Consider the following 22,655-nt stretch of genomic DNA (forward strand, 5'->3'; position numbering starts at 1 on the left):
CCGCTGTAGTAATAGAAAAGATTTTATTTTTTCTTTTAGACCTTGACATGTGTAAATATATGAATTAGATATTTTCACTGAAGGAACGAAAAATAATTTTATCCTTAATTATTATATGAATTTGCATATAGTTGGGTGAAATGTTTTATTTTATATCTTTTTGAATATAATTAACTATATTTGATTGAAATACGAGTAATTGCATATAATGGAAAATCTTTCTCAGTTTATAAAAGCAAAACGCAGAGAAGAAAAGTTAACCCAAGAAGAATTCGCAGATAGGGCAGGTGTTGCCCTTACAGTGATACGTAAGATTGAACAGGGAAAACAAAATCTAAATTTATCTAGCGTAAATCAAGTACTAAAAATGTTTGGCTACGTGTTAGTTCCAATTGAAGAAAATCGTGTTTCTCAAAATAATGAAGTATGAGAGTAGCTGAAATATTTTATCAAGATATATTGGTAGGATTACTCATTGAGACAAATGATGGAGAGTATACGTTTGAATACGATAAGGATTATATCGAAAACTATCCAAATCAATTTCTTACTTTTTCTATGCCAGTAGTTATAGGAAAATATAAAGAGAATAGATTGTTTCCATTTTTTGAAGGCTTAATTCCAGAGGGATGGCTTTTGGACATTGCATCAAAAAACTGGAAAATTAATCCCAACGATAGAATGGGTCTACTTTTGGCCTGTTGCCAAAATTGTATAGGTGCTGTGAGTGTTAAACCCGTAAATGCAACCGATGAATAAGAACTGTTTATATTGTTATAATCAACTGCTAGAAGGAACAAAAGGAGATTTTCACGAGGATTGTACTTTAGATTTTTTTGGTACAAAAGAACAGCCGGATTTTTCATATTCTTTAGAGCAAATGGACGAGTTGGCGCAGCATGTTATCGAAAGAAGTATCGCAGTTCCTGGGGTACAGCCAAAGTTATCTTTGACGATGGTTAATTCTGCCTTAGATGATGGCAAGAACGGTAGGCTTACTGTAGTTGGTGCTTTGGGAGGTAATTATATATTTAAACCACCTTCGTCAATATTTCGAGAGATGCCACAAAATGAACATTTAACAATGCGAATGGCTAAAGCTTTTGGAATGAAAACTGCAAAATCTAGTTTAATTCGTTTGAAATCTGGGGAACTCTCTTACATCACCAAAAGATTTGACCGAACTGATTTGGGTGAAAAGAAACATATGATTGATATGTTTCAAATTTTGGAAGCCTTTGATAAATATAAAGGTTCCATGGAGAAGGTGGGTAAAGCAATAGGGCAATATTCCAATCGTACTGCATTTGACCAACTTTATTATTTTGAGCTAACTGTTTTTAGTTTTTTGACAGGTAATAATGATATGCACCTTAAAAATTTCTCGTTACTATTAGATAATGATAGGTGGAGTTTATCTCCGGCTTACGATTTATTAAATGTGGCAATCGTGAACCCTGAAGATAAAGAAGAACTAGCTTTAACATTGGAAGGCAAGAAGAAAAAACTAGGGGTGGAGCATTTTCAGTATTTGGGAAATAAGCTTGAGCTTAATAAAAAGCAAATCAACAACGTGTTTAAGCGCTTTGTTAAATTTAAACCTTTAGCAGAAGATTGGATTAGGCGTTCCTTTTTATCAGAAGAATACAAAAAAAAGTATCAAATTCTATTAGAAAGCCGATATAACGTTTTATTTAAAAATATGTAGATTTTTAACTTTTGTACCTTAGTTAACTACCTAATAATCAAAGTTACTCTACTTTCTGTATCGGCAAATAAAATCGATGTTTGAAGATGTTATCCTCATCCTCAATTCTTTGCAATACTATCGAAGGAAGATAAATATCCTCCAAATTGAAATTTTTAGTTCTGGAGGCATTGATTTAAATCTAAATATTCTATCAAGCTCTTTATACACTTTAACAATTGTTAAATGCTTGATGCCTATGCATTTAAAATTATGACTATACACGTTAAAATGCAATAGATTTTGAGCAATATCAAAATGTAATATTATTTAAATTCTCTATATTATTGTTATGTAATTATGGCAGAAGCTTAAAGAAATTATAACAGGAGTTGAGATTGTAGTATCAGCTTTTTGGATTTATTTATGCGCTGTAATTATTGAAATTATGTTAGTTTGATAAAAACATTAAGGCGAAACCGGATGGTTTCGCCTTAATAACTTAATTTAATTATTTGTGTAAAAATCTGGCTTAATTTCTTAATAATTCCAAATAAATCTTCTTTCGGTTGTTGGGTCAATTGCCACGTCAATATTAAACTTAGCTTCTGATTTGTAAGTTTTATCTTTATAAGTAGCCGGAATCCATTCCACATTAAAAACTTTATTGTCGAGGTCTACACTTGTTTTGTATTCGTAACCATCTAAAACATATTTTACGAAATATTTTACACGACCTGTTTCGCTGATGAGGGCAGTAACTTCACCCTTTAAATTAGCTTTTGATGTTTTCTGCTTTGCAGGAATTTGTTGAATGAATTCAGAAATCAATAAGCCTTTAAATTGTTCTGCAGAACAGATAGGAAAGGGTGCCTGAAATTTTTCTTGCACTTCGGCATTGCTGTCATCCACTTTAAATTCGTAATCCGCAATTTGCTTTTCTGATAACAAAATCAGTTTTTTTAGGTTGTAATTATACCTTAAAGTCACATTTCCGTTTCTATCAAAACAATACCAATCGTTTACCCGATTGCCATCTTTGTAGCTACCACTTAGCAAAATTCCTCCTTTGGAACTTGTAATCTTAAAAGGTCCGGATTTTTTACCGTTTTCATCGAGCTGATAATTCGCCACCGAATTATCTTTTAGTTTCTCCGTTTTATCAACATTAACTATTAAAACACTTAAAAATAGTGTCGAGACCGTGGTAATAAGTAAGCTTTTCATATTTTAAAATTTAAATAATTTAGATAGAATAAATTTAGTGTACAATGTGCACAGTTGCGCAAAATATGCTAAGTAAATGAGAAAGCGACCAAATAAAATACTTGGTCGCTTTCTTATGTTTGAAGCTAAAAAAACTTCATATTGGTAATCCTTTTTATCGGTTATCTAGAACCTTTATATTTTATTTTCAAAGAATAAACGCGTTTGGTTGACGTTTGATTCCAATCAAAGTTTAATGTAAAAGTTTTTGTAGCAGGATCGTATCTGTTTACAGAACCAGGTATGTTTGCTAATGTGGCATTACCTAGGGCTTTCATTGTAACCAGGTTTGTAGCCGGGTCAACTGTAGCTTGTAAGTTATCAATACCGCCTACACCTGATGAACCACCAGACCATCTTAGGTTACCAATTTGTACAGTCGTTAAGCTTACTGTAGTTAATGTAACATCAGGGTTTGTACCAGTCGGACCGTTTAATGCATCACCGGTAGTTGGTGTGGTCGGGTTTGAATAACGCTGAACAAAACTACCTTCCTGAGGTGTATAAATGCCGTCGTAAGCATTTTTTGCGTTTACGTTTAACAATATGGTTCTAAAGTTACCGCTAATTACTCCTGATGATGCTGAAGAAATGGTAATAGGCAAAACCTCTTGTTTACTAAAATCGAACTGACCCGGTTTTAAAGGAATTGTAAATGTAGCCTTGTTAGTACCTTGTTTAATAACTACACTTGTACCGGTAAAGGTAAAGCCATTGCCGTTTAACATTGAATAAGTTGTGCCTATCGCTGTATTATAAGTATCAATTGTACTAGCCGGGGCTAAGCCAATATTAACTGTAATATCTTGCGGCGCAAATTCCTGCGGACCAGAATAGCTTACCGTAATTGGTAAACTAGGTGTTTCTGTTGTTGCATAAGCAAAGGTATATAAAGAGTATGGTGCACCGGTTTTTACAATAGCAGCCGGATTAGCAAACTCGATAACATTTACACCTTTAGAAGGGTCAAGATCTGTTACACTATCCTTCAAACATGAAGAAAGTGTTGTAGCAATTGTAAGTGCTAATAGTGAATTAAATATGATTTTTTTCATTTTTCGATTAATTAGGATCCCAAAAAATTAATGATGTAAATTTATTGATGTTAGTCGGAACATTTGCTGGGTTTAAGTTATACTCCCTTTGACTATATAAAACTCTGGTTGGCAATCTATCAACATGGGTTGAAATAGATTTTAACGATGCAAATGTTAATATTGGATTAGTTGAAGTATTTACAATTCTAGGATACGTTGTTCTTCTAAATTCATTGAATGCTTCATCATTTGAAATCATATTTAAAGCAATATATTTTTGAGTGATGATTGCTTCAATTTTTTGGTCTGTAGTTGTAGCCAACGAAAAATTTACCAAAGGACTTGTTGCATTCAGCGTTCTGTATGAGGCTACATCAGTAGCAACATCTTTTGTGCCTGGAACAGTATTTGAAAAATCTTTGTACAAATAATTAAACGATTGCGTAATACCATTGTAGAAAGCAGTTTCCGCGTTGCCGGCAAGATAATTTCTGGTATAAGCTTCTGCTAATAGGAAATTTGCTTCAGTTGCTAAAATTAGTGGTGTTCCCATTGTTGGGCCTTTAACTACACCAAACAGAGGTGATCCAGATACGCCATCAGAAGCGCCACCGGTAATCCATGCAGAACCAGCAGCAGCAGCAGCAGGAACTGAAGATGATTCATCACCTAACTGGTTGATGATGTTAGATGGGAAACCTCTGTAGATAACTTTTCCTCTGAAAGCATCAGAAAGTTTGTTACCGTCGTAAAAGCTGTATATCCATTTTGTAGGAATCCTACTTGTTGTTGTGTTGGTACCTGTTGTCGTAAATCCTATTGAGTTGTAAATTGGATTTGGTCTATCTGTTTTAACATAACCAGGTTGAACAATCGCATCTGCTGTAAGCACACCAATAGTTGTATTAAAGCTGCTGAACGCTGGAGTTGTGTAAGCTTGTAAACTTGGTACACCAGCCATTTTAATCAGCATTCTTAATTTAACTGTATTGGCAAATCTTTTCCAGTTGTTCATGTCGCCACCAAAAAGTGGGTCGGCACTTGTAGCAACTTTTGCTGTTGCAGCATTTGCCTGTCCGGCTGTAATGTCAACAATTGCTTTATCTAAATCGGCAATACATGCTTTATATACATCGCTTGCAGGATCATATTTAGGTGATAAAACCGCTGTTCCTTTTAAGGCCTGAGAGTAGGGTACATCATTAAATTGATTCACCAAACGCTCAAAAGCAAAGGATTTCATAATTCTTGCAATAGAAGTCGAATAAATCAAAGTTGGATCTGTAGTCGTGTTCTCCAAAACATATTGGAAATCCTGTGCATTATCGTAAGTTGAATTCCACAACCCTTCGTAAGCATCAGTACCGAAATCGTAAGTTACTACCGAACCAAAGCCACCAAAACCACCTGCATTAGCTCTGGCTCCAGAAAAATCTGCTAAGCTTAAGTTAAATGAATTGCTAATAGAGGCTGCACCTACAATAGCCTGAGGTAATATTAAATTTGGGGTAGCCGATGTTAAACTGTTCGGATTGGTGTTTACATCAAGATACTTCTTACAAGCACTTGAAAAAATCACCATCCCACTAAGTAATATATATTTAAAAATCTTTTTCATATTCTTCTTTTGCTTATAACGTTACAGATAAACTAAAGCCGTAGTATCTTCCTGGAGGCGTTTGACCTAATGAAGAGAAACCAATGGCATTACTTGATGCACCTAAAGCACTATACTCTGGGTCTGTGTAAAGGTTTGTTTTAGGCGTAAATAACAATAAGTTACGTCCTTGTAAACTAATTGTAGCTCTTTTCACAAAGCCTACGCTTTTTAATACTGATGCTGGTAAATCGTAGCTTAATGATGCCTCACGTAATTTCCAGAATGCAGCAGAGAATGTATAGTTACTGTTAACTGCTGTATTTGTTGGTCCGTTTGTCCAAAAATCTACACCACCTGTGTATGTTGTAATGTTTGTGTTTTCAACATAAGTGTTGGTTGCAGGATCAAGGTATGACGAGTTTGGTACAACAAAACGTTCTCTGTTAAAGAAAGTTGTTCTGATACCAGCACCAGAGAAATCATAACTGCCAGCCCCAAAATACATTACATTACCAGTACGGTATTCCCAAACGGTTGCAAAACGTAAGCCTTTGTAAGATACACTAGCATCTAAGCCTAAACGTGTTTTTGGTTCAGTAATACCCAAAGTAGAGATAGTTGTGGTTGCAGATGGCATACCTGTAAGTCTATCAACAATTACTCTGCCTTGATTATCTTTTTGGTATGTTGTTCCTTTTAACAGTGGGAAAGGCTGGCCAACTTCTGCAACAATTTGTGCACTTCCGAAACTACCTAAATTGATGAACGATTGATCTGTACTGATTGAAAGTACTTTGTTTGCATTGTAAGTGTAGTTTGCACCAATGCTTACTTCAAGGCCACCAGCAGTTCTGATAGGGGTAACACGAACAGCAGTTTCTATACCTTTATTTTGCACTTCACCAGTATTAGTCAGGTAATTTGTGTAACCTGTTGATGAAGGAATCTGAGTACCGATAGTTTGGTCAACCGTGTTTGATTGATAAACGGTTAAGCTTGCTGTTAATCTGGACTTTAACATCTCTAAATCAAAACCAGCTTCAACCTGTGTAGTTACCTCTGGTTTAATGTCTGGAGATACTACCTGGTTACCAATTGTAAAACCTGGGACGTTGTTATACGGATATCCGTATGCTTGTCCGAAGGTTGTGTTTAATGCGTAAGCACCAAGGTTTACCAAACCTACTTTAGACCAACCACCACGTAATTTTAAGCTTTGAATGGTGTTTGAATTTTTTAAGAAAGGAATAGCATCAGAAGCTATGAAAGCTAAATCTGCCGCAGGGTAAAATAAAGATCTGTTTTCAGGATTCAATACTGATCTCCAGTCATTTCTACCGGTAACGTGTAAGTATAAATAATCTCTAAAACCTAAACGGGCATCTACATAAGCACCAAACTGTCTAACTAAAGAGTTTGATTCTGATGCACCAGGATTTTGCGTTGTATTACTAATGTTATATAAACCACCAATAACCATTGCTGATGAAGAAACGCCAATACCTTTAGCTATGTTGTTACGTGAACTTGCACCTAAAATAGCATTTAAAGAGAAATCTTTGTTCAGTCTTTTTTGATATTGTGCCTGAAACTCAGGGTTTAACTGTGTTGAATAATTTGCACCATCACTAACACCACCAACTATATTCTGGAAGTTTGAAGTAATTCCAAGTCTGTAATCAGAATATGTAAATTTATCTGTCCAAGCTTTATTAGATGAATTTTGAGTTGATAAACTTACACGGAATAAGATAGATAATTCTGTAATTGGTTTATAGCGTAATTGAGCATTACCAGTCAAATAATCATTTCTTACTAACTGACGGTTATTATCAATTGCGAAATATGGATTTTGATAATACTCATTGTAGTATCCGTTAGGATTTGAGAATGGATCTTCTTTCCAGTTTTTGTAAATAGTAAGCGGAATTTGTCCGGGAGTTTGTAAAACGTTATCAAATACTGAAGAGGTTGCAGTAGTTAAATTGTAACGGTTTTGAACATAGTTTGCATTAAATGAGAAATCAAACTTATCGCTTATTTTACGGTCGCCATTAACTCTGATGCTAAAACGGTTGTATTTATCGCCTGGCATTGTTGCCGTTTGGTCGAAATACTGACCTGAGATATAATAACTGCCTTTTTCATCACCAGAAGAAATACTTAAATCTTCCTGGTTACCAATACCAGTTTCCCAAAAGCTGTTTTTGTTTTGACTAGAATTAAATGAGTAAGGTACAGTTTGAATTGAACCATCAACTAATGGCTTACCAATCGGACGTAAAGAGCCATCAAATGCCGGACCATACTGCTGGTTTTCATACGGTGTGTAGGTTTTAATATCATCCGGACCGGTACCAGAACCAAAACGTTCTTGAATTTGAGGTAAGAATGCAGTTGATTCAAAAGTGCTTGTATGTGATGCTTTAATTTGAGCAACACCTGCTTTACCTTTTTTAGTTGTGATAATCAAGGCACCATTTGATGCATCCGAACCGTACAAGGCAGCAGCACCAGCACCATTTAAAACCTGGATATCTTCAATATCCTCAGGATTTAAATTACCTAAGATGTTACTTGGTACGATAACGTTATCTACAACTACTAATGCCTGGTTGTTACCAGTTAAAGAGCGGTTACCACGTAGTACAATACGAACGTTGGGGTTAACACCAGAACTTACCGCATTTACCTGTAAACCGGCAACTTTACCACTCAATGCACTGGCAACGTTAAATGCCTTACCTTGAGTAAGCTCGCCTGCCTTAATGGTTGTAGCCTGGTTACCTTGTTGTCTACGCTGGATGCTAACACCCCCAGCTGTTACCACAACTTCATTTAATGCCTGCGCATCAGAACTTAAGGAAATGTTAATTACATTACCTGTAGGGATGCTTGTTTCTGTAGTTTTGTAACCTAAGAAAGATACTACAATTGTTTTTGCATTTGCAGGAACCCTAAGGCTGAATTTTCCATCAGCTCCTGTTTGTGAACCCACGCCTGTGATGTTCTTTACTCTCACTGTTGCACCAGGGATGGGAACTCCGTCATCTTGTGAAGTTACTGTACCGGTTACTGTTCTCTCTTGTGCCATTGCAGTGCCCGCAACGAATACAAGTATGAACAAACTCTGTAAAAGTTTTTTCATGAATAATCGAATTTAGTTTAGTTAATGTTAAGTTAATTAGCTAAAACTAGGTCGAAAACTGCATGAAACAAAATTATTACATGCTAAATCATAGCAAATTTTGGAGTATTTGGCAAACCTGCAAAAATGCAATAAGTCAAGGTGAAAATATTAGCACATTTTTGCTGCGAAGATTTATTTTGGAGTTGATTTTGCCCTAAAACATTAGTTGAAATTCTATAATTTGTAGATTTTTCTTCTTTTTTTTTATATAAATACAAAAGCCCACTCTATTTTTAGATAAAGTGGGCAAAAAAGACCTTAAAAATGTTATATTAACTTAAAATTATCCAGTGAGCATTTCAAAATCATGAATGTATGCCTTTGGAGATTTGCCTACAATAGATTTGAAAACTCTATTGAAGTTTGGTATGCTGCTAAAACCGACCTTATATGCTATGCTGGATATATGATCTAGTTTTCCATCAAGAATTAAGCTTTTGCGGGCATAATTAATTCTAACTTCATTTAAATAAGAGACAAATGTGTGCCCGGTATGTTTTTTAAAGTATCTGCAAAAAGCTTGTGGTGTCATAAAAGCAATGTCTGAAACATCTTCGAGTGTAATGGCTTTATGGTAATTATCGGATATGTAATTAACAATCCGAACCAGTCTGTCGCCATCACTGTCAATTTTACCCAATTTAAACATATCAGAACATATTGGCGTAAAGTGTTCTTCTATTGTTTGTAAGGCAAGCATTAAATCAACAAAGTTAGAAAGCAATTTAACGCCGATTGATTTGTCAATAGCTTTCATCAATGAATAAATCATCTCTGCATGCTCTTCAGATATTTTAAAACCATTTTTATTCCTCGCTAAAAACTTTTTAACTGTTTTCATCTCAGGTAATGAAAATAGCGGACCTAGTTTCGCATCAACATCAAAATAGACAGAATGTGAGGAAACTAAGTTTACTTGATTTTGAGCTTCATCTATAGCGTTTTTAAAAAGATGGGGTAGCCCTGAACCGATTACAAATAAATCGCCGCTTTTAAAGTGTTGCATGTCATTGCCTGCAATAAGCGTACCGGTGCCGTGCTCAATGTAAGTGATTTGCCACTCCTCATGCCTATGCAGATATGGATAAAAATTGGGCGATTCAAATCGCTCAGACACTACGCTCTTGTCTTCAGAGACGAGAAAGGTGAATGGAAATACTTTCATTGTTTAGAGATGATTATAGGAAGGGAGCGCAAGTGTTAAATTAGATATTTTAGCACATTAAATGCAAAAAAATATAATGATATGTTAAAATCCAATTACATAATGTTAAAATAGTAACGAATTAGATACTTAACTATGGTTTGGCTTGTTAATTGTTATTGCAATAGCCTCCATTTTTAAAATTATTTAATTATTGTTTAGCATAAAATCATTTGTCATCAGGTACAGATGCTCAGTTTTTTTATATTATTCTGTGTAAATAAATACGGATAATTAGGTTTCTCAGATTTCGCTATAAATTAATTAGTTTGTATTTAAAGATTCTATTAATCAATAGTTTATAAAGCTGTTAGATTAGAATATCGTGCACCTACATTTCAATGGCATAGAAAAGAGAGCCGTAAATGGTTTGAAGACTGTTTATTACTCTATTTTTAATTTATCGATTAGAATTATCGCGATACAAAAATTCTGAAATATTAGAAAGTAATTGATAAAAAAAAGGAAATTTTTACCACGATAAATTTTCGCAAAAAAGGGGCTTCACAAAGCATTTTTTTTGGATGTTGTTTTTGCAAAATCTATTTTAGATATTCTGAAGCGCATGTTCAACAACTTCGCTTTCAAGCGGCTTAACAAAAAATGCTTTAACCATTGAGTATGTTTTCGCTTTTGCCTTATCTAAATCATCTACAGAAGATGTTAGAATAAATACGCGAACAGCATTTTTTAATACCATTTGTTCTAAGTTTTCTAAAACGGCCCAGCCATTCATAACGGGCATATTTAAATCCAGAAACATAAAAACCTGCTTATCCTGGGCGATTCGCTTCAAATAATTTAAGCCAAGTTCGCCGCTATTAAAAGCATGTATGGGTAATTCTGTATGTGCACTAATTATTTCCTTATTGATGAATAAACTATACTCGTCATCATCAATAAGCAGGATTTCATTTTCTATCATAGGGTGTATCAATAGAAATAGATTGTAGTATTAATTCGATTTTTAAATTCAAAAAACCGGTTAATAGTTCTAAAACTAATAATATCAGCAAACTAAGTAAAAACTTTACCATTCCACGTTATCCAGATAAATTAAGTATAAATAACCGGCATACGTATTATTTACAGAAAATCGTATTTATGGGCATTTTAACCATTGGAACAAACAATTTGGCACTTAAAACCTGCGTAGTCGCTCAACTTCGCTTTGTAATTAAACAATTACAAAATACTAAAATTTAAGTTATTGAATTGTTGTTTATTTAATAACTTAGAGGCTCTGAATTAATCGTCTTGAAATTTTTTTGGTCTGCTCTGACTATTTAAAATCGGCGTGTTATTTACGAAAAATGCAACCCTATGATAAATTTTGACCAAACATGTAATTTACTAAAAGAATCTAGTTTCTACTACATTATTATTGTAAACATGGAAGGCAAATACACTTTTACAAATGATAATTATTCGCAAAGATTTTCTCATGTATCAAGTGGTTTAATAGGTCAGCCGTTTCACATTACCATGCATCCGGATGATGTTGCTACCTGCGAAATGGTTTCTCAGGAATGTTTCCAGCAGCCAAATAAGTTATTTCCTGCAACCATCCGTAAACATGATGGTCAAGGCGGCTATATATTTACCCAATGGGAATTTCGGGCTATGTTTGATGAAAATAACCAGCCATCGGGTATGTTTTGCCTGGGTTATGATATTTCTGAACTGATGTTGGAAAGGCAACAATCTAAAAAGGTATCAGAAGAAATTAACGCACAATCAAGCTTGCTCGAAGAAATTGTATTTACGCAAAGCCACACTGTTCGAGCGCCTCTGGCAAACCTTTTAGCATTAACTCGGATTATGAAGAAAAATCTACACAACGAAAAATACATAGGACAGGTTTGCGATATGGTTCTCGATTCGGCTAAAAAATTAGATGAAATTATTACTGATATAGTTTTTAGCGTTAGGAAACATACCGACTCCCGCTAGTCATTCAAATGAGCATACAACCGCTCACAAATTATCTCTGGTGCATTTGGTTTCATGCATTAAAGCATCGTAAAAAAATATATCCTGTTGATATAATCTCGAAACTTTTTCCGATTCCTTAGGTTTCATTTTTATATGGAAACACATTTGGATATCTTGGTAGAAAAAAATTCTGCAGCGAATAAAAAACTTTACGATTACCAGCATCACGATCTAAATTTATTGTTCGAAAAGCTTTCTGCTCATGCCAATCATAAGGCGAAACTGCTTTATCAATTACCAACCGGTGGTGGTAAAACAATTATTTTTTCAGAGATAGCAAAGCGATTCATTCTTAATTATGGTAAAAAGGTAATTGTTTTGAGCCACCGTATTGAACTTTGCCAACAAACTACCAAAGCACTTAAAGGTATGGGTGTGGTAAACCGGGTAATAGATAGCAAGGTAAAAAAGATATCCATTAAAGACCATTTTGAATGTTATGTTGCGATGGTTGAAACGCTAAAGCGCCGGATTGATGAAGGACTGATAAATACATCTTCTGTTGGATTGGTTATCGTTGATGAAGCACATCATAATTCTTTCCATAAATTACTTTCTAAGTTTCCAAATGCTGCTGTAATTGGGGTAACGGCAACACCTTTCTCATCTGATGTTAATTTGCCTATGAAAGGTTTTTATGATGAATTGTTGGTTGGCGAATCTATTTCAAACTTAATTAAGCAAGGCTTTTTAGCCAAACCAAAACTGCACAGCTATGATGTTGAACTCAATACGCTTAAAACCGGTTTAACCGGCGATTTTACTGTAAGTACATCCGATGCCTTATATGGCTCGGAAGTTATGCTGGACTTGCTTTTGCATGCTTATGAATCTCATTCTATGAGAAAAAAGACCTTGATATTCAATAACGGGATATTCACTTCCAACCGTGTTGAGGAGGTTTTTAGCAAGGCAGGGTATGCTATTCGTCATTTAGATAATAAAACATCATCCGCAGAGCGGAAAGAAATACTAAAATGGTTTAAACGAACAAAAGGTGCAATTCTTAGTTCTGTTTCTATTTTAACAACAGGATTTGATGAGCCAAGCATTCAATCGGTTATACTTTACCGGGCCACCACATCATTAACTTTATACCATCAAATGATAGGGCGGGGTGCTCGCTGTTGTTCGGGTAAAAAGAAATTTTCGATTATAGATCTCGGTAATAATTGCGAAAGGTTTGGCGAATGGAATAGCGAAATTGATTGGAACCATGTATTTAATCATCCAGAAATTTACCATGAAAACCTTAGCCGTAGTACACAACAAACTCATGTTATTCCTATTGAGATGAGAAACACCTTTCCCAATAGTTTAGAGGTGTCTTTTGATGTTGTAGCTGCCTATCATAAAGCTCTGGAAGATGGTCAGAAGGCCAAAATTGTAATAAGGGATTCTATTCGTCAACATGCTTTAATGTGTTTAGATAATGCTGAAGGCGATTTAGCGAAAGCATTAGAGCTTTGCCATGTTTTGGATAAGGAAATTGATTACCGCATTAAGCTTTATGGAAAATGCCTGTCAAAAGTAACCAGAGATTACATCACTTGGCTTGGCGATGATTATCGTTTGAGATTAAAAAAAATGATTCAAAAACTTATGGCGAAAAGCATGACCTTGCCTGTAGCGAGTTAATAAATGCATCTTAAGAATTACTAAAAATTTGCGATTAGATAAATACTTAAAAATAATTTAAATAACATACAATGGATAACTTTAAAATTAGTGTAGAAGAAGGTGATTATACAGTTGAGCCGCAAGAAAATGGAACATATCGAATTATGCAGGACGAGCATAAACTTGGCGTAATCTATGCAGAAGCTGTTGATGAGCACATGCAATGGCGCACAATGGATGAATTTGATGATGCTTTGGTTTTACATCTTGGTGAGGCCATAACAAAACACAATGATAATCAAGAAGTTTAGGTTTAATAAATGCTAAGGCTGTCCATTTGTAATTTAAGGATGGCTTTAGCTTTATTTTTAAATAAAAGGTTTTTCATCTAGATATAATTTTTTAAAAATTAGTGAATAATCGTAAAACAAAAAAGGCTCTTTTTTTATTTTAGTGACATCACGATAAAACTATGGCTCATCCTTCCCAAACGCACAACAAAAATTACGATATTCCACATTCTACCGTTTCTCTACATACATTTTTGATTACGGTTTTTACAGGAATTATCCTGGTATTTTTTATTCTTGCTTATAAATCTTTGGAAACCAGAAGTATTATCAGGGAGCAGAAAGTTGAAAACGAACGTTTTAGAAACCGCATTACCGGCCAGTTAGATTCTACGCTGAAGAAGCAATTGGTGCTTTTTAGTAAACCAATGGTTTGGGCCATTCGTCAGAAAATGCTGGAAGGCGATATGCAAGCGGTAAACCAATACATTCATCAACTGGTAACTGAAGAAAATTTTAAGGAAGTTTCCATCGTAAATCCAAAAGGGTTAATTATTGCTTCGAGCGATAAATCAGAACTTGGACTTCCTTACTCAACATTTTACAATAAGTATTTTTTAGATGTAGATACGGCAAGCCTAAATGCACAGAGAGGGCAAAATGTAATTATTACAAGTCCAATTTACGGATTAACCAGCCGCATAGGCACTTTGTCTATCAATTATATCATGCCAAAAAAAGATTGATTATAGTATTCTTCCCAGATTAAATTTTCGCCAATTTTCAAACAAATTTGTTGAGCTATCTGTTAAAACAGGTATGACATTTAAAGCATTAATCTTCGTAGGCATAACCATTGGGTTTGTATCATTTTTTGGGATTCGTAAAATAATCAGAGATAATCAAATTGATAGGGCAGAATAATCAAGTCCATCTTTTATACTAAAATATTCAGGCTCCTATTAGTTGTTCCGGTTTTTAGTTTTAGGTCGATTTTTATTAGTAGTTTGAATTCTTATCCATTCAATGGCTTTGTTCATTGGTTCTGCTGAACTTGAGGTATTATGACCTAATTCGGGAAATTCGATGTATTCAAATAGCCTGCCCTCAGCTTTCAGCGCATTAATTTTAGCTTTTGAAAGTTCTACTGGGATTTGTATGTCTTTGGATCCAAAAATCCATAATCCTTTAATTTTAAGTGTTGATAATGCGTCTCGGGGTTCAGTCGGAGTAAAATTATATCTATCTGTATCGTTTTTAATATGGAGCAAAGCATCTGTTTGGCTATGCGAGTCCCAAAATTTATTGTTGCCATTGGTATAAAACTGGAAACGTAACTGCTCGAGTGTATTGACCACCGGGCCACTAAAAATTATCATAAACTTTATCGCATTTAATTTTTGTGCGGCAATCGGAATAATCCATCCAGCCTGACTAAAACCCATTAAGCCGAGTGGTATTTGTTTAGTTGATAAATGTTTAATCATAAAACTGCCTGCTGCAGCTGCATCCAGGGCTAATAGTTGCAGGTTTGCAGAATCAATATTGTTGGTGCCAACTTCTGGCCCTCGATATTGACCGCCAGATTCGCCGACACCACGTTTATCATAGGTTAAAACAGCAATGCCTTGTTTCGCTAAATCCTTCGCCAGATTTAACATTCGTTTTTCCTGGCCAGATCCATGTATCAACACCAAAGCTGCATGCGCATTTTTAGGCAAAAAAATGGAACCAGCTAATGTGGTTTCAGCACTTTTAAATTTTACATTCTGAATGGTGTAGGGTTTCCCAGTTTTATTTTTAACAGTTTGTGTTCAGAGAGCATGACCTAAAAATAGGAGTGCAAGCATATAAATCAGTTTCATGGTGCATTATTTTTATGCAAGATATAGTTGCCCTTATATAACTGAATATAAATGTGATGGATAGACGTGAAAATGTGATGAATTATTAATTTAGTTGTTATAATGATGTAGAGTTAGGCATTCCTGTTGTTAAACGAGTTTTTTAAGTTGCTATAAAGTATAAGTAATCAATTATTTATACTTCAATTCTCATTAATAAAACCACCTTATTATGGCGCATCTGTTGATTTAGCATCTATTATTTGATCGAAAGCTAATTTACTATTTCCTTCGCCACGTCCGGTTTGTCTGTATCTGCCTACCCAGTTATACGTTTTACCATTGTACCAGCGGCTTCTTTGCCATGCTCTGCTAATCAATGTGCCTGCATACGGAATTTCTTCCTCATTAATAAAATATGGAGCTTCCTGTTCATTTAAAAGTCTGCCTTTTGCTTTAACAGTATCTACAGGTGGATTTCCGAGTTTTGGCATTGAAGCTCTCTGGAAATGAATATCCTGATGATTATTGGGTAGCTGCATCGGTAAAAACGGAATCCAGTTTTGAGGTACTGTATTGCCAAGCATGTAACGTATTAACGCTTTAGCATCTGGTATTGGTTCGGGTAGAATACCTTCTTTATGAGCAGCTTCATTACCATCAATACCAATTCCTGTTCCATCCGGAATAATTTCTTCAATCGCCCAAACCATATTTGCCATTTCATCACGCATAAAATTAACCTGCTCAATTGGTGCGCTTTGTAAAGTGCTTGCTAAAGTAGATGTTAAGAAAAATTGTCTGTTATAGGCTCCGATATGGTCTTTATTGCTTAAGTTGAACATGCTCCATTTTTGCCATTGATTATCCAAACCTGCGTCAGCAGCTTGAATTAAAGTACGGTCGCCAAATACATCCTTAACCACAAAACCATCAATTTCGCAAAGCGTATTGGTTTTCATCCTATAAGGAATTACAAACCAATCATTTCCATAAACTAAACCAAATTCTGCAAATAAAAGTAGTAGTTGGTCGTTTGTTTTTGCATTCAACGTTCCGAAGTTTATAGAAGCATCTTCCATTTCCCAAAAGCGCTGATTTGGCATGCCTTTAAAAGCTGTAGCTGTTGGAATAAAAGATATGGCTTTATCTTTTGTTAATTCAGGTTGATAATTTGACTGTTCTAAATCAAGCGACCTTTTATTTAGGTCGACATCGAAATTGTACCAATCCAAGTTGCCGCTATGGTAATTTGAGCTTTCCATAACCAATTGTGTACCATCAGGTTTTGGTGCGGCTGTAGAAAATCCATAACTCAGATTTTGGCCGCTCCAGGCATCTTCATTGTCGCTGGTTGGTTGTGTGTAAATTCTCTTGTACCAATTAATTAAGTTATTGGTGATGACTTTCATTTCTGCTAAATCTCCAGGTGCTATATTCACCTTTGTACTAAAGCTATCGTTTGCAACATCAGCAAGTAAAAGTTCACCATCAATTGAGCGTTTTACCGTACTGTTTAATAATTGTAAGCTATTTTCCTGATTCTCAAAATCAGGATTAGACGCTACGGTTATCGGGTAAATATTTAAATACTTTGAGAAATAAGCAGATTTTAACGTGGCGGTGTGTAAGCTTAAAAAATATTGAGATATCTGTATTTTCAGTGCTAAACTAAAAGGAATTACCTCTCTTTCAATTTGGGCTTCCATGGGCATTTCATTATTATATAACAATGCCGGGTTTTGCTGAACCGCCATTCTATCAATATGGATTTGTTTAGTGATTAACCTGGCATCAATTGCAGAGCCGGCATCTTCACTTTCTAATTCGCCCATTTGCCATTGGCGGGTTAAAAACCATAATCCATCATGTACGCAAGCTTTTAAACTCTGGTCGAAGTTTTCAGTACGTGCCCGCGGTTCTAGTCTGTTGTAGGCCGTTATAGATGCTATGCGATAGTCTTTCAACAAAACATCCGGAGAAAACTGTTTGATTTTATCGGTAAGTTGAATCATGATTGTTTAATTAAATTTTGAATGACTTTGGCAGCTGTGTATTTTACTGAAATGTTTAAGGAGTAGTCTAAGGAAATATTTGTAGAACGATTTGCGCTAAACTCAGCCATTGTTGCAGGTAGGAGGGTGGTTAAATTTGGCATCGTATCTACATCATCCGGTTCTATGGCACGTTCTTTTGCTCTTTGGAAAGTATTTAAAACAGTGTTTGTTAAATCGTTCCAAGACCAGTTGCCGGTTTCATTGGGGCTTACGGCTAAAAGAATTGCCTGCGGCGGGCTACTATTTGGTTGATTGTAGTTAAAGGTTATGCCGGTAACTTCTTCCTGATTTGGTATGGTTTCCGTCCATTCATCTATTAATAAACCAATTTGCGTTGCATTAGGATTAAAGCCTTGCGGCGCATAATAAACAAAAGATGTAGTATCATTAAGTAATTCAGTTTTTTTGGGAAATTCTACTGCTAACCAGCTATCATTGTTTTTGTGAGGTAGTTGCAAAGGCATTGCATCTAAAACTTCCTGATTAAAGTTTTCGTTTAACAATCGCACCATTTCCAGTGTGTGCATTTTTTCTCTTACTAATGATGCGCTATGTAAAAATTCGCTAACCGGTTTGGTTATTCCAGGTCCGGCATTATCTCCTAAAGCAGGGTTTGAAGGTTTTTTTGCATAAGTTAATAAATCATCTGATGAAGAAAAAGCGGCATCCATTTCAGCTTTATCTACAAAATTATATTTAGGAAGTACCATAAAATTATCTCCAAGAATGGTTTGAATCATTTTTATCAGCTTGATGCTTTCCTGTTCAATTTCACCTGTTGGATTTAGTTTGGCATTTTGTGCCTGATAAGCATTTTGCACTTCAAATAATCTTAAAAGCACAGCTTTTCCCTGCTCAATTAATGAATCTGCCGCTTCCTGGCCTTTATCAAAAGCATAATGAGGTTGCGCATAATTGAAATGAATATCTGCAATTCCTTTCAGCGTGGCTCGCAAATTTTCTATGGTTGTATCTGTTAAGTTTATCTGAATTGCATTCAGCGCATTTTGAAGTACCGAGATTGGCGATTCAAGAAAGTTTTGGTAAAGATTTATTGTTCGGTTCTTCAGCTCTGCTAAATCAATTTCTGCAGGATTATTATTTGCCGGTGATGTAGGTTTAGAAGGAAAATCTTTTGCATTAAGTGGCCTACTATTTCCTATAAGTTGGCGGATGTAGTTTGCAAAAGGTAATATTTCTGCAAAAGATTTTTTTGATAAATCAGCAGGGCTATCTGTTTCAGCAAACTGTATGTTTATTATCGTTTTATCTGATAGTAGTTGGTCTCTTAGAAAATAATACCGGATACGGCTTTCCAATTCTGAAGCGCCGGAGGTTTCCAGTTTATTGCGAATAAGCAATACAAAATCCAATGCTTGTATTTTTAGGTTTTCTAAACTTACCGGAAGCCTGATTTCGTTTCCTACGGCATCTTGCGCTGTAACTACACACAAGATATCTGCTGGGTTTCCTAAGCGATTAGCTACCCAATTATTTAAAGCAGGTTCGGTTATAGATTTTGCACTTTGGTTAACATTTGGCCACGGATTTGAATTTAATGAACTATCAAAGGTTAAGGCAATTCTGTTGGTGAAAGTCATTTGCGAACTTCTTGCTGTATTGATAACTTCCACTTCTGGTGGAATGGTTCCGTTGGCAATGGCCTGCATTACCGCAGTGGCACGGTCAAAATTACCTGTAGCCATCTGGTAAGCGCTTTCGGCGGTTAGTAAATCTTTTACAGCATCTAAAGTGTTTTTTAAATTGTTTCTTTCTTGTTCCAAGGCAGTAATCTGGGCAGCATTTAGCGTTGGTAGATTTGTTATCCCGAATGGAAAAGGCAACACTACTTCTGCTAAAGCTAAACCATTAACCACTTCGTAACTTTCGGTAACTTCTTCAGGGCCGGTAACATTTCCTTCTTGCGGAACTTTAGTTTTTTTGATGGGAAAAGCTTTTCTGAAATCTGGCTTAAGCTGATTTAAAATAACCGGATTGGATGATCTGGTGCTCCAATCATGCAATCCTCTTTCAAATTGGTAACCTAAAAGCGCATCGAGAGTTTGGCCATTTCTTATTCCTTCTAAAATTGCTTTGGCTCTTCTAACGCGTTCAGATGAAAGATTGACAGCTAATGCATCTGCATTTTGCTGATTTGCATGGGTTAAATAACCGTTGCGTAATATAGCTGCGGCAGTTGCATGATTTAGGCTTGGCGCATGTACATAACCGCCATTTTCATTCTCAATATATAAATTGTCTTCGTTTTCAATAAGTCCATCCGGGAGCATAGACTCCGCAACCTTTTTCCTCGTATTGCGCATCTTAACATTTTCAAGGTAACCATAACTACCAAGATAAATACCTGTTTTGCGTTGCTTAATTCCGCCTTGTAAATTTCGTTGACTCACTATGCGTTGGTCAAAAAGAGAGGTTTGCCAACTATCCAAACGGTAGCTTAAACTATCTATATGCTCTACAAAGGTTCTTTGTAAACGTGCTGTTGGTAAATCTTTTAAAATATTTAAAGCCCATTTATTTTGTTGAAGATTATTGGTGATGGTAAAATCGATAACTGATTTATGAACATGATTAAATATTGATGCGGTAGATTGTTCTGTATCTACAATTCTATTTACAGGCGCTTTGTAAATCTCCCATGGGCTAACAGAGGCTGAGGTGCTCATGTTCATAAATTTTCTGCTTTGCATTAATTCTGATGCATGGATATCCTTTGTAGCTAAAAATTTAAATATGCTGTGGTTGGTTTCCAGCAGTAAACCATTCTTCAACATCATGTAAAGCAATGGTTTTGGCTTTTCTTTATCGCCAAAATTGTCTTTCTCTAAACTTTTTTCGTTATCGATGTTGGCAAGCAACCAATCAATATAATTTAAATCATCGTCCTCATTAAAGGCTTTTATTTTATTTTCTTCTGATAGAGGCTGAGCATCAATTAGATTTTCTTTATCTAACCTTGTATTATAATGCTGAAATATAATTTCTAATAATAAAGGAGGTGTTTTTTTTGTGCCATTTTCCTTTTGCGTTTTATAACCCCAGGATTTTAGCAGATTCGTCATTTGAGAAGAATTTATTGCCATTAACATCGTATCTGCAAAATACTTTCCGTTGTACTCAAATTTTTCAAGGTCTTTCAAGTAATCGTAACTATAGCCTTTCCGCTGGAAAAAATCTACTGACAAAGGATGTAAGCCCAATACTTTTAATAATGTGGCACCTGCATCTCCACTTTTTGTTATTTGCGGTAAATTTTTGGTTTTGTCTTTCCAAAAAGCCGCCATATAGATAAGAATGTTATACATTTTCTGGTAAAATGCAGACATCTTATAGGGAAGGTTTATGCTAAAATCTTCAAATCTGGATTGTTTATACATCCAATTATCAAAGTCGCTGGTTACAACAATTCCATAAGGCTGGTTTCCAACCCTTATTGCAGCCAAAGGACCTCGGCCGCTAACAAAATTCAAGTAATGATTTCTTAATGCATTCGTATCTGCATCACCTAAAACACCGTTTAACATGGTGTTGGTGAAATAACCTAATGTACCCGGATACATTGCTGTATTCATGGCTATAGCTTCCTTGTGGTCGGTTATGCCACTATTTTTTACAGATTGAAAAATAGCGTAGTCTAAGCCAAAATATTCAGCAAGTCTTTGTCCATCGGTAGCTTCATGCGCATCATCGGTAGGGGTAAAGAGGATTTGATCTTGTTCTACCTCCAAAGCCATATCATCTATCGTTTCATGGTTTTTAAAGCCAGAATCTCCCCCTTCGGTATTATTTGTTGGTGTACCTTGCTTAATCAAGGCTAAACCTTCCTCACTGTATTTATGGTTTTCTATAAGAGCTTCAAACATCTCTTTGCTTTCATTTTCATCAGCAGAAATTTTTAAGCCTAAAACCAGCAACTGTTCGTAACCTAGTTTTAAATCTTCATCGCTTTGCGAGATAATAAATCCCAAACCTTGGGCAACAGCTAAATCGAAGTCTGCCATCCAGGCATAATCCGCTCCATATTGAATCCGATTTTCCTGTTCATCTCTGGTAAATGCAGGGTCGTTCTCATCAATTATTGGAGCCGGACCAACGGTTACTATATCTTTAATTTGTTGGCCAACTATTTGTAAAACTTCTTTACCGTTTCTGTAGGCCATTAAAACAAAACGATCAGGCAAAACATTTGTATGTGCTGCAGCTGTCCAGCTATCAGGTTTTGTTTCTAAGTCTTCAAAAATTAAATCTTCTACAGTGTTTAAATCAGTACGTTGTTGCCAATTGGTTGGTTTAGTGCTTTTGGCTACCCAAACTGCTCTGTTTGTTCCAAATTTATCATAAAGCAATTGCCATGCTTCTTTTTTTACGCTTAGGTTTGCGGAGTTTTTAAATAAAATCTCCCAATGCTTTCTTCCATAATCGCTTTCATCTTTAGTTAGCAGCTTTTCATGGGTTACTATCGAAATATCGTCCGGATATACCCTCACCATTAATTGCGTACCCCGAATGCCTTTTCGGTATTTAGTTTCTAAACGAACCGGAAATAGGGTAATGGGTATATTATCCTGCCATTCTTCAATGAGTTGTTGAGGCTTGAGCTTAAGGTATAAATTGTCAATAACCCTGTGGGTCATATCTGTCAGGTCCTTCTTCTCCGTGTTCCGTTTTTGAATTTGGTCTTTTAAATTTTTAAGCTGCGCTTGATATTTCTCATTAGGCGAAGCATTATTTTTGCGATCAAGATTTATAAATTGCAGTTGCAGTTTATACAATTCATCTGCAGTTTTATCTCTTTGGGCTTTTGCCTGCTTAATTTCTTTTAACGATTCAAGATATCCCATGGT

At 35.4% G+C, this 22,655-nt stretch carries 16 protein-coding genes; 7 read left to right on the forward strand and 9 right to left on the reverse strand.

Annotation, left to right across the window (positions count from 1 at the left end):
- Positions 1–208 precede the first annotated feature (208 nt).
- The 3 genes from LUA90_RS15820 to LUA90_RS15830 are packed head-to-tail and all read left to right on the forward strand — an operon-like array spanning position 209 to position 1,708.
- A complete protein-coding gene (locus LUA90_RS15820; protein WP_231459812.1) occupies positions 209–430 on the forward strand; it encodes a helix-turn-helix domain-containing protein in 222 nt (73 codons plus the stop codon).
- Entirely contained in the window at positions 427–759 is a 333-nt protein-coding gene (locus tag LUA90_RS15825; protein WP_231491623.1) for a HipA N-terminal domain-containing protein, read from the forward strand. Before LUA90_RS15820 ends, LUA90_RS15825 begins: the two co-directional genes overlap by 4 nt.
- Positions 752–1,708: a HipA domain-containing protein gene (locus LUA90_RS15830; RefSeq protein WP_231459810.1), complete on the forward strand. Its 957-nt coding sequence runs from the start codon at positions 752–754 to the stop codon at positions 1,706–1,708. Before LUA90_RS15825 ends, LUA90_RS15830 begins: the two co-directional genes overlap by 8 nt.
- 519 nt (positions 1,709–2,227) lie before the next feature.
- Here the strand turns inward: LUA90_RS15830 and LUA90_RS15835 are convergent.
- From LUA90_RS15835 to LUA90_RS15860, 6 genes are all read right to left on the reverse strand, one after another.
- A complete protein-coding gene (locus LUA90_RS15835) occupies positions 2,228–2,914 on the reverse strand; it encodes a hypothetical protein (RefSeq protein ID WP_231491624.1) in 687 nt (228 codons plus the stop codon).
- A gap of 161 nt (positions 2,915–3,075) precedes the next feature.
- On the reverse strand, positions 3,076–4,008 hold the full coding sequence (locus LUA90_RS15840) for a DUF1735 domain-containing protein (protein WP_231491625.1): 933 nt from the start codon (positions 4,006–4,008) through the stop codon (positions 3,076–3,078).
- A 7-nt stretch (positions 4,009–4,015) separates the two neighbouring features.
- Positions 4,016–5,608 (reverse strand): SusD/RagB family nutrient-binding outer membrane lipoprotein, encoded by a 1,593-nt coding sequence (locus LUA90_RS15845; RefSeq protein WP_231491626.1) that lies wholly within the window; start codon positions 5,606–5,608, stop codon positions 4,016–4,018.
- 13 nt (positions 5,609–5,621) lie between these two features.
- The gene (locus tag LUA90_RS15850; protein WP_231491627.1) at positions 5,622–8,738 is read right to left on the reverse strand and encodes a SusC/RagA family TonB-linked outer membrane protein; all 3,117 of its coding nucleotides are present in this window, start codon (positions 8,736–8,738) and stop codon (positions 5,622–5,624) included.
- A gap of 325 nt (positions 8,739–9,063) precedes the next feature.
- Positions 9,064–9,945, reverse strand: a complete 882-nt coding sequence (locus tag LUA90_RS15855) for a helix-turn-helix domain-containing protein (RefSeq protein WP_231491629.1) — start codon at positions 9,943–9,945, stop codon at positions 9,064–9,066.
- 586 nt (positions 9,946–10,531) lie between these two features.
- Positions 10,532–10,909, reverse strand: coding sequence for a two-component system response regulator (locus LUA90_RS15860; protein ID WP_231459804.1), 378 nt, complete (start codon positions 10,907–10,909; stop codon positions 10,532–10,534).
- A gap of 398 nt (positions 10,910–11,307) precedes the next feature.
- Between LUA90_RS15860 and LUA90_RS15865 the strand changes: the two genes are divergently transcribed.
- The 4 genes from LUA90_RS15865 to LUA90_RS15880 all read left to right on the forward strand — a co-directional run bounded on the left by LUA90_RS15865 (position 11,308) and on the right by LUA90_RS15880 (position 14,635).
- Positions 11,308–11,937, forward strand: coding sequence for a PAS domain-containing protein (locus tag LUA90_RS15865; protein WP_231491631.1), 630 nt, complete (start codon positions 11,308–11,310; stop codon positions 11,935–11,937).
- Between the two features lie 135 nt (positions 11,938–12,072).
- Positions 12,073–13,617, forward strand: coding sequence for a DEAD/DEAH box helicase (locus LUA90_RS15870; RefSeq protein ID WP_231491633.1), 1,545 nt, complete (start codon positions 12,073–12,075; stop codon positions 13,615–13,617).
- 71 nt (positions 13,618–13,688) lie between these two features.
- Positions 13,689–13,910, forward strand: coding sequence for a hypothetical protein (locus tag LUA90_RS15875; RefSeq protein ID WP_231491635.1), 222 nt, complete (start codon positions 13,689–13,691; stop codon positions 13,908–13,910).
- 161 nt (positions 13,911–14,071) lie between these two features.
- A complete protein-coding gene (locus LUA90_RS15880) occupies positions 14,072–14,635 on the forward strand; it encodes a hypothetical protein (protein ID WP_231491637.1) in 564 nt (187 codons plus the stop codon).
- A 216-nt stretch (positions 14,636–14,851) separates the two neighbouring features.
- On the opposite strand, the gene LUA90_RS15885 is transcribed toward LUA90_RS15880, so the two are convergent.
- From LUA90_RS15885 to LUA90_RS15895, 3 genes are all read right to left on the reverse strand, one after another.
- Positions 14,852–15,610 carry a S9 family peptidase gene (locus LUA90_RS15885; RefSeq protein WP_255717721.1) on the reverse strand — a complete coding sequence of 253 codons (759 nt, stop codon included), beginning with the start codon at positions 15,608–15,610 and terminating at the stop codon, positions 14,852–14,854.
- 353 nt (positions 15,611–15,963) lie between these two features.
- Positions 15,964–17,748, reverse strand: a complete 1,785-nt coding sequence (locus tag LUA90_RS15890) for a hypothetical protein (protein WP_231491640.1) — start codon at positions 17,746–17,748, stop codon at positions 15,964–15,966.
- Positions 17,745–22,652 (reverse strand): hypothetical protein, encoded by a 4,908-nt coding sequence (locus LUA90_RS15895; protein ID WP_231491641.1) that lies wholly within the window; start codon positions 22,650–22,652, stop codon positions 17,745–17,747. The genes LUA90_RS15890 and LUA90_RS15895 overlap by 4 nt, the downstream gene beginning before the upstream one ends.
- Positions 22,653–22,655: the final 3 nt, after the last annotated feature.

The sequence above is a fragment of the Pedobacter sp. Leaf170 genome (assembly GCF_920984665.1).
Taxonomy (GTDB): Bacteria; Bacteroidota; Bacteroidia; order Sphingobacteriales; family Sphingobacteriaceae; genus Pedobacter.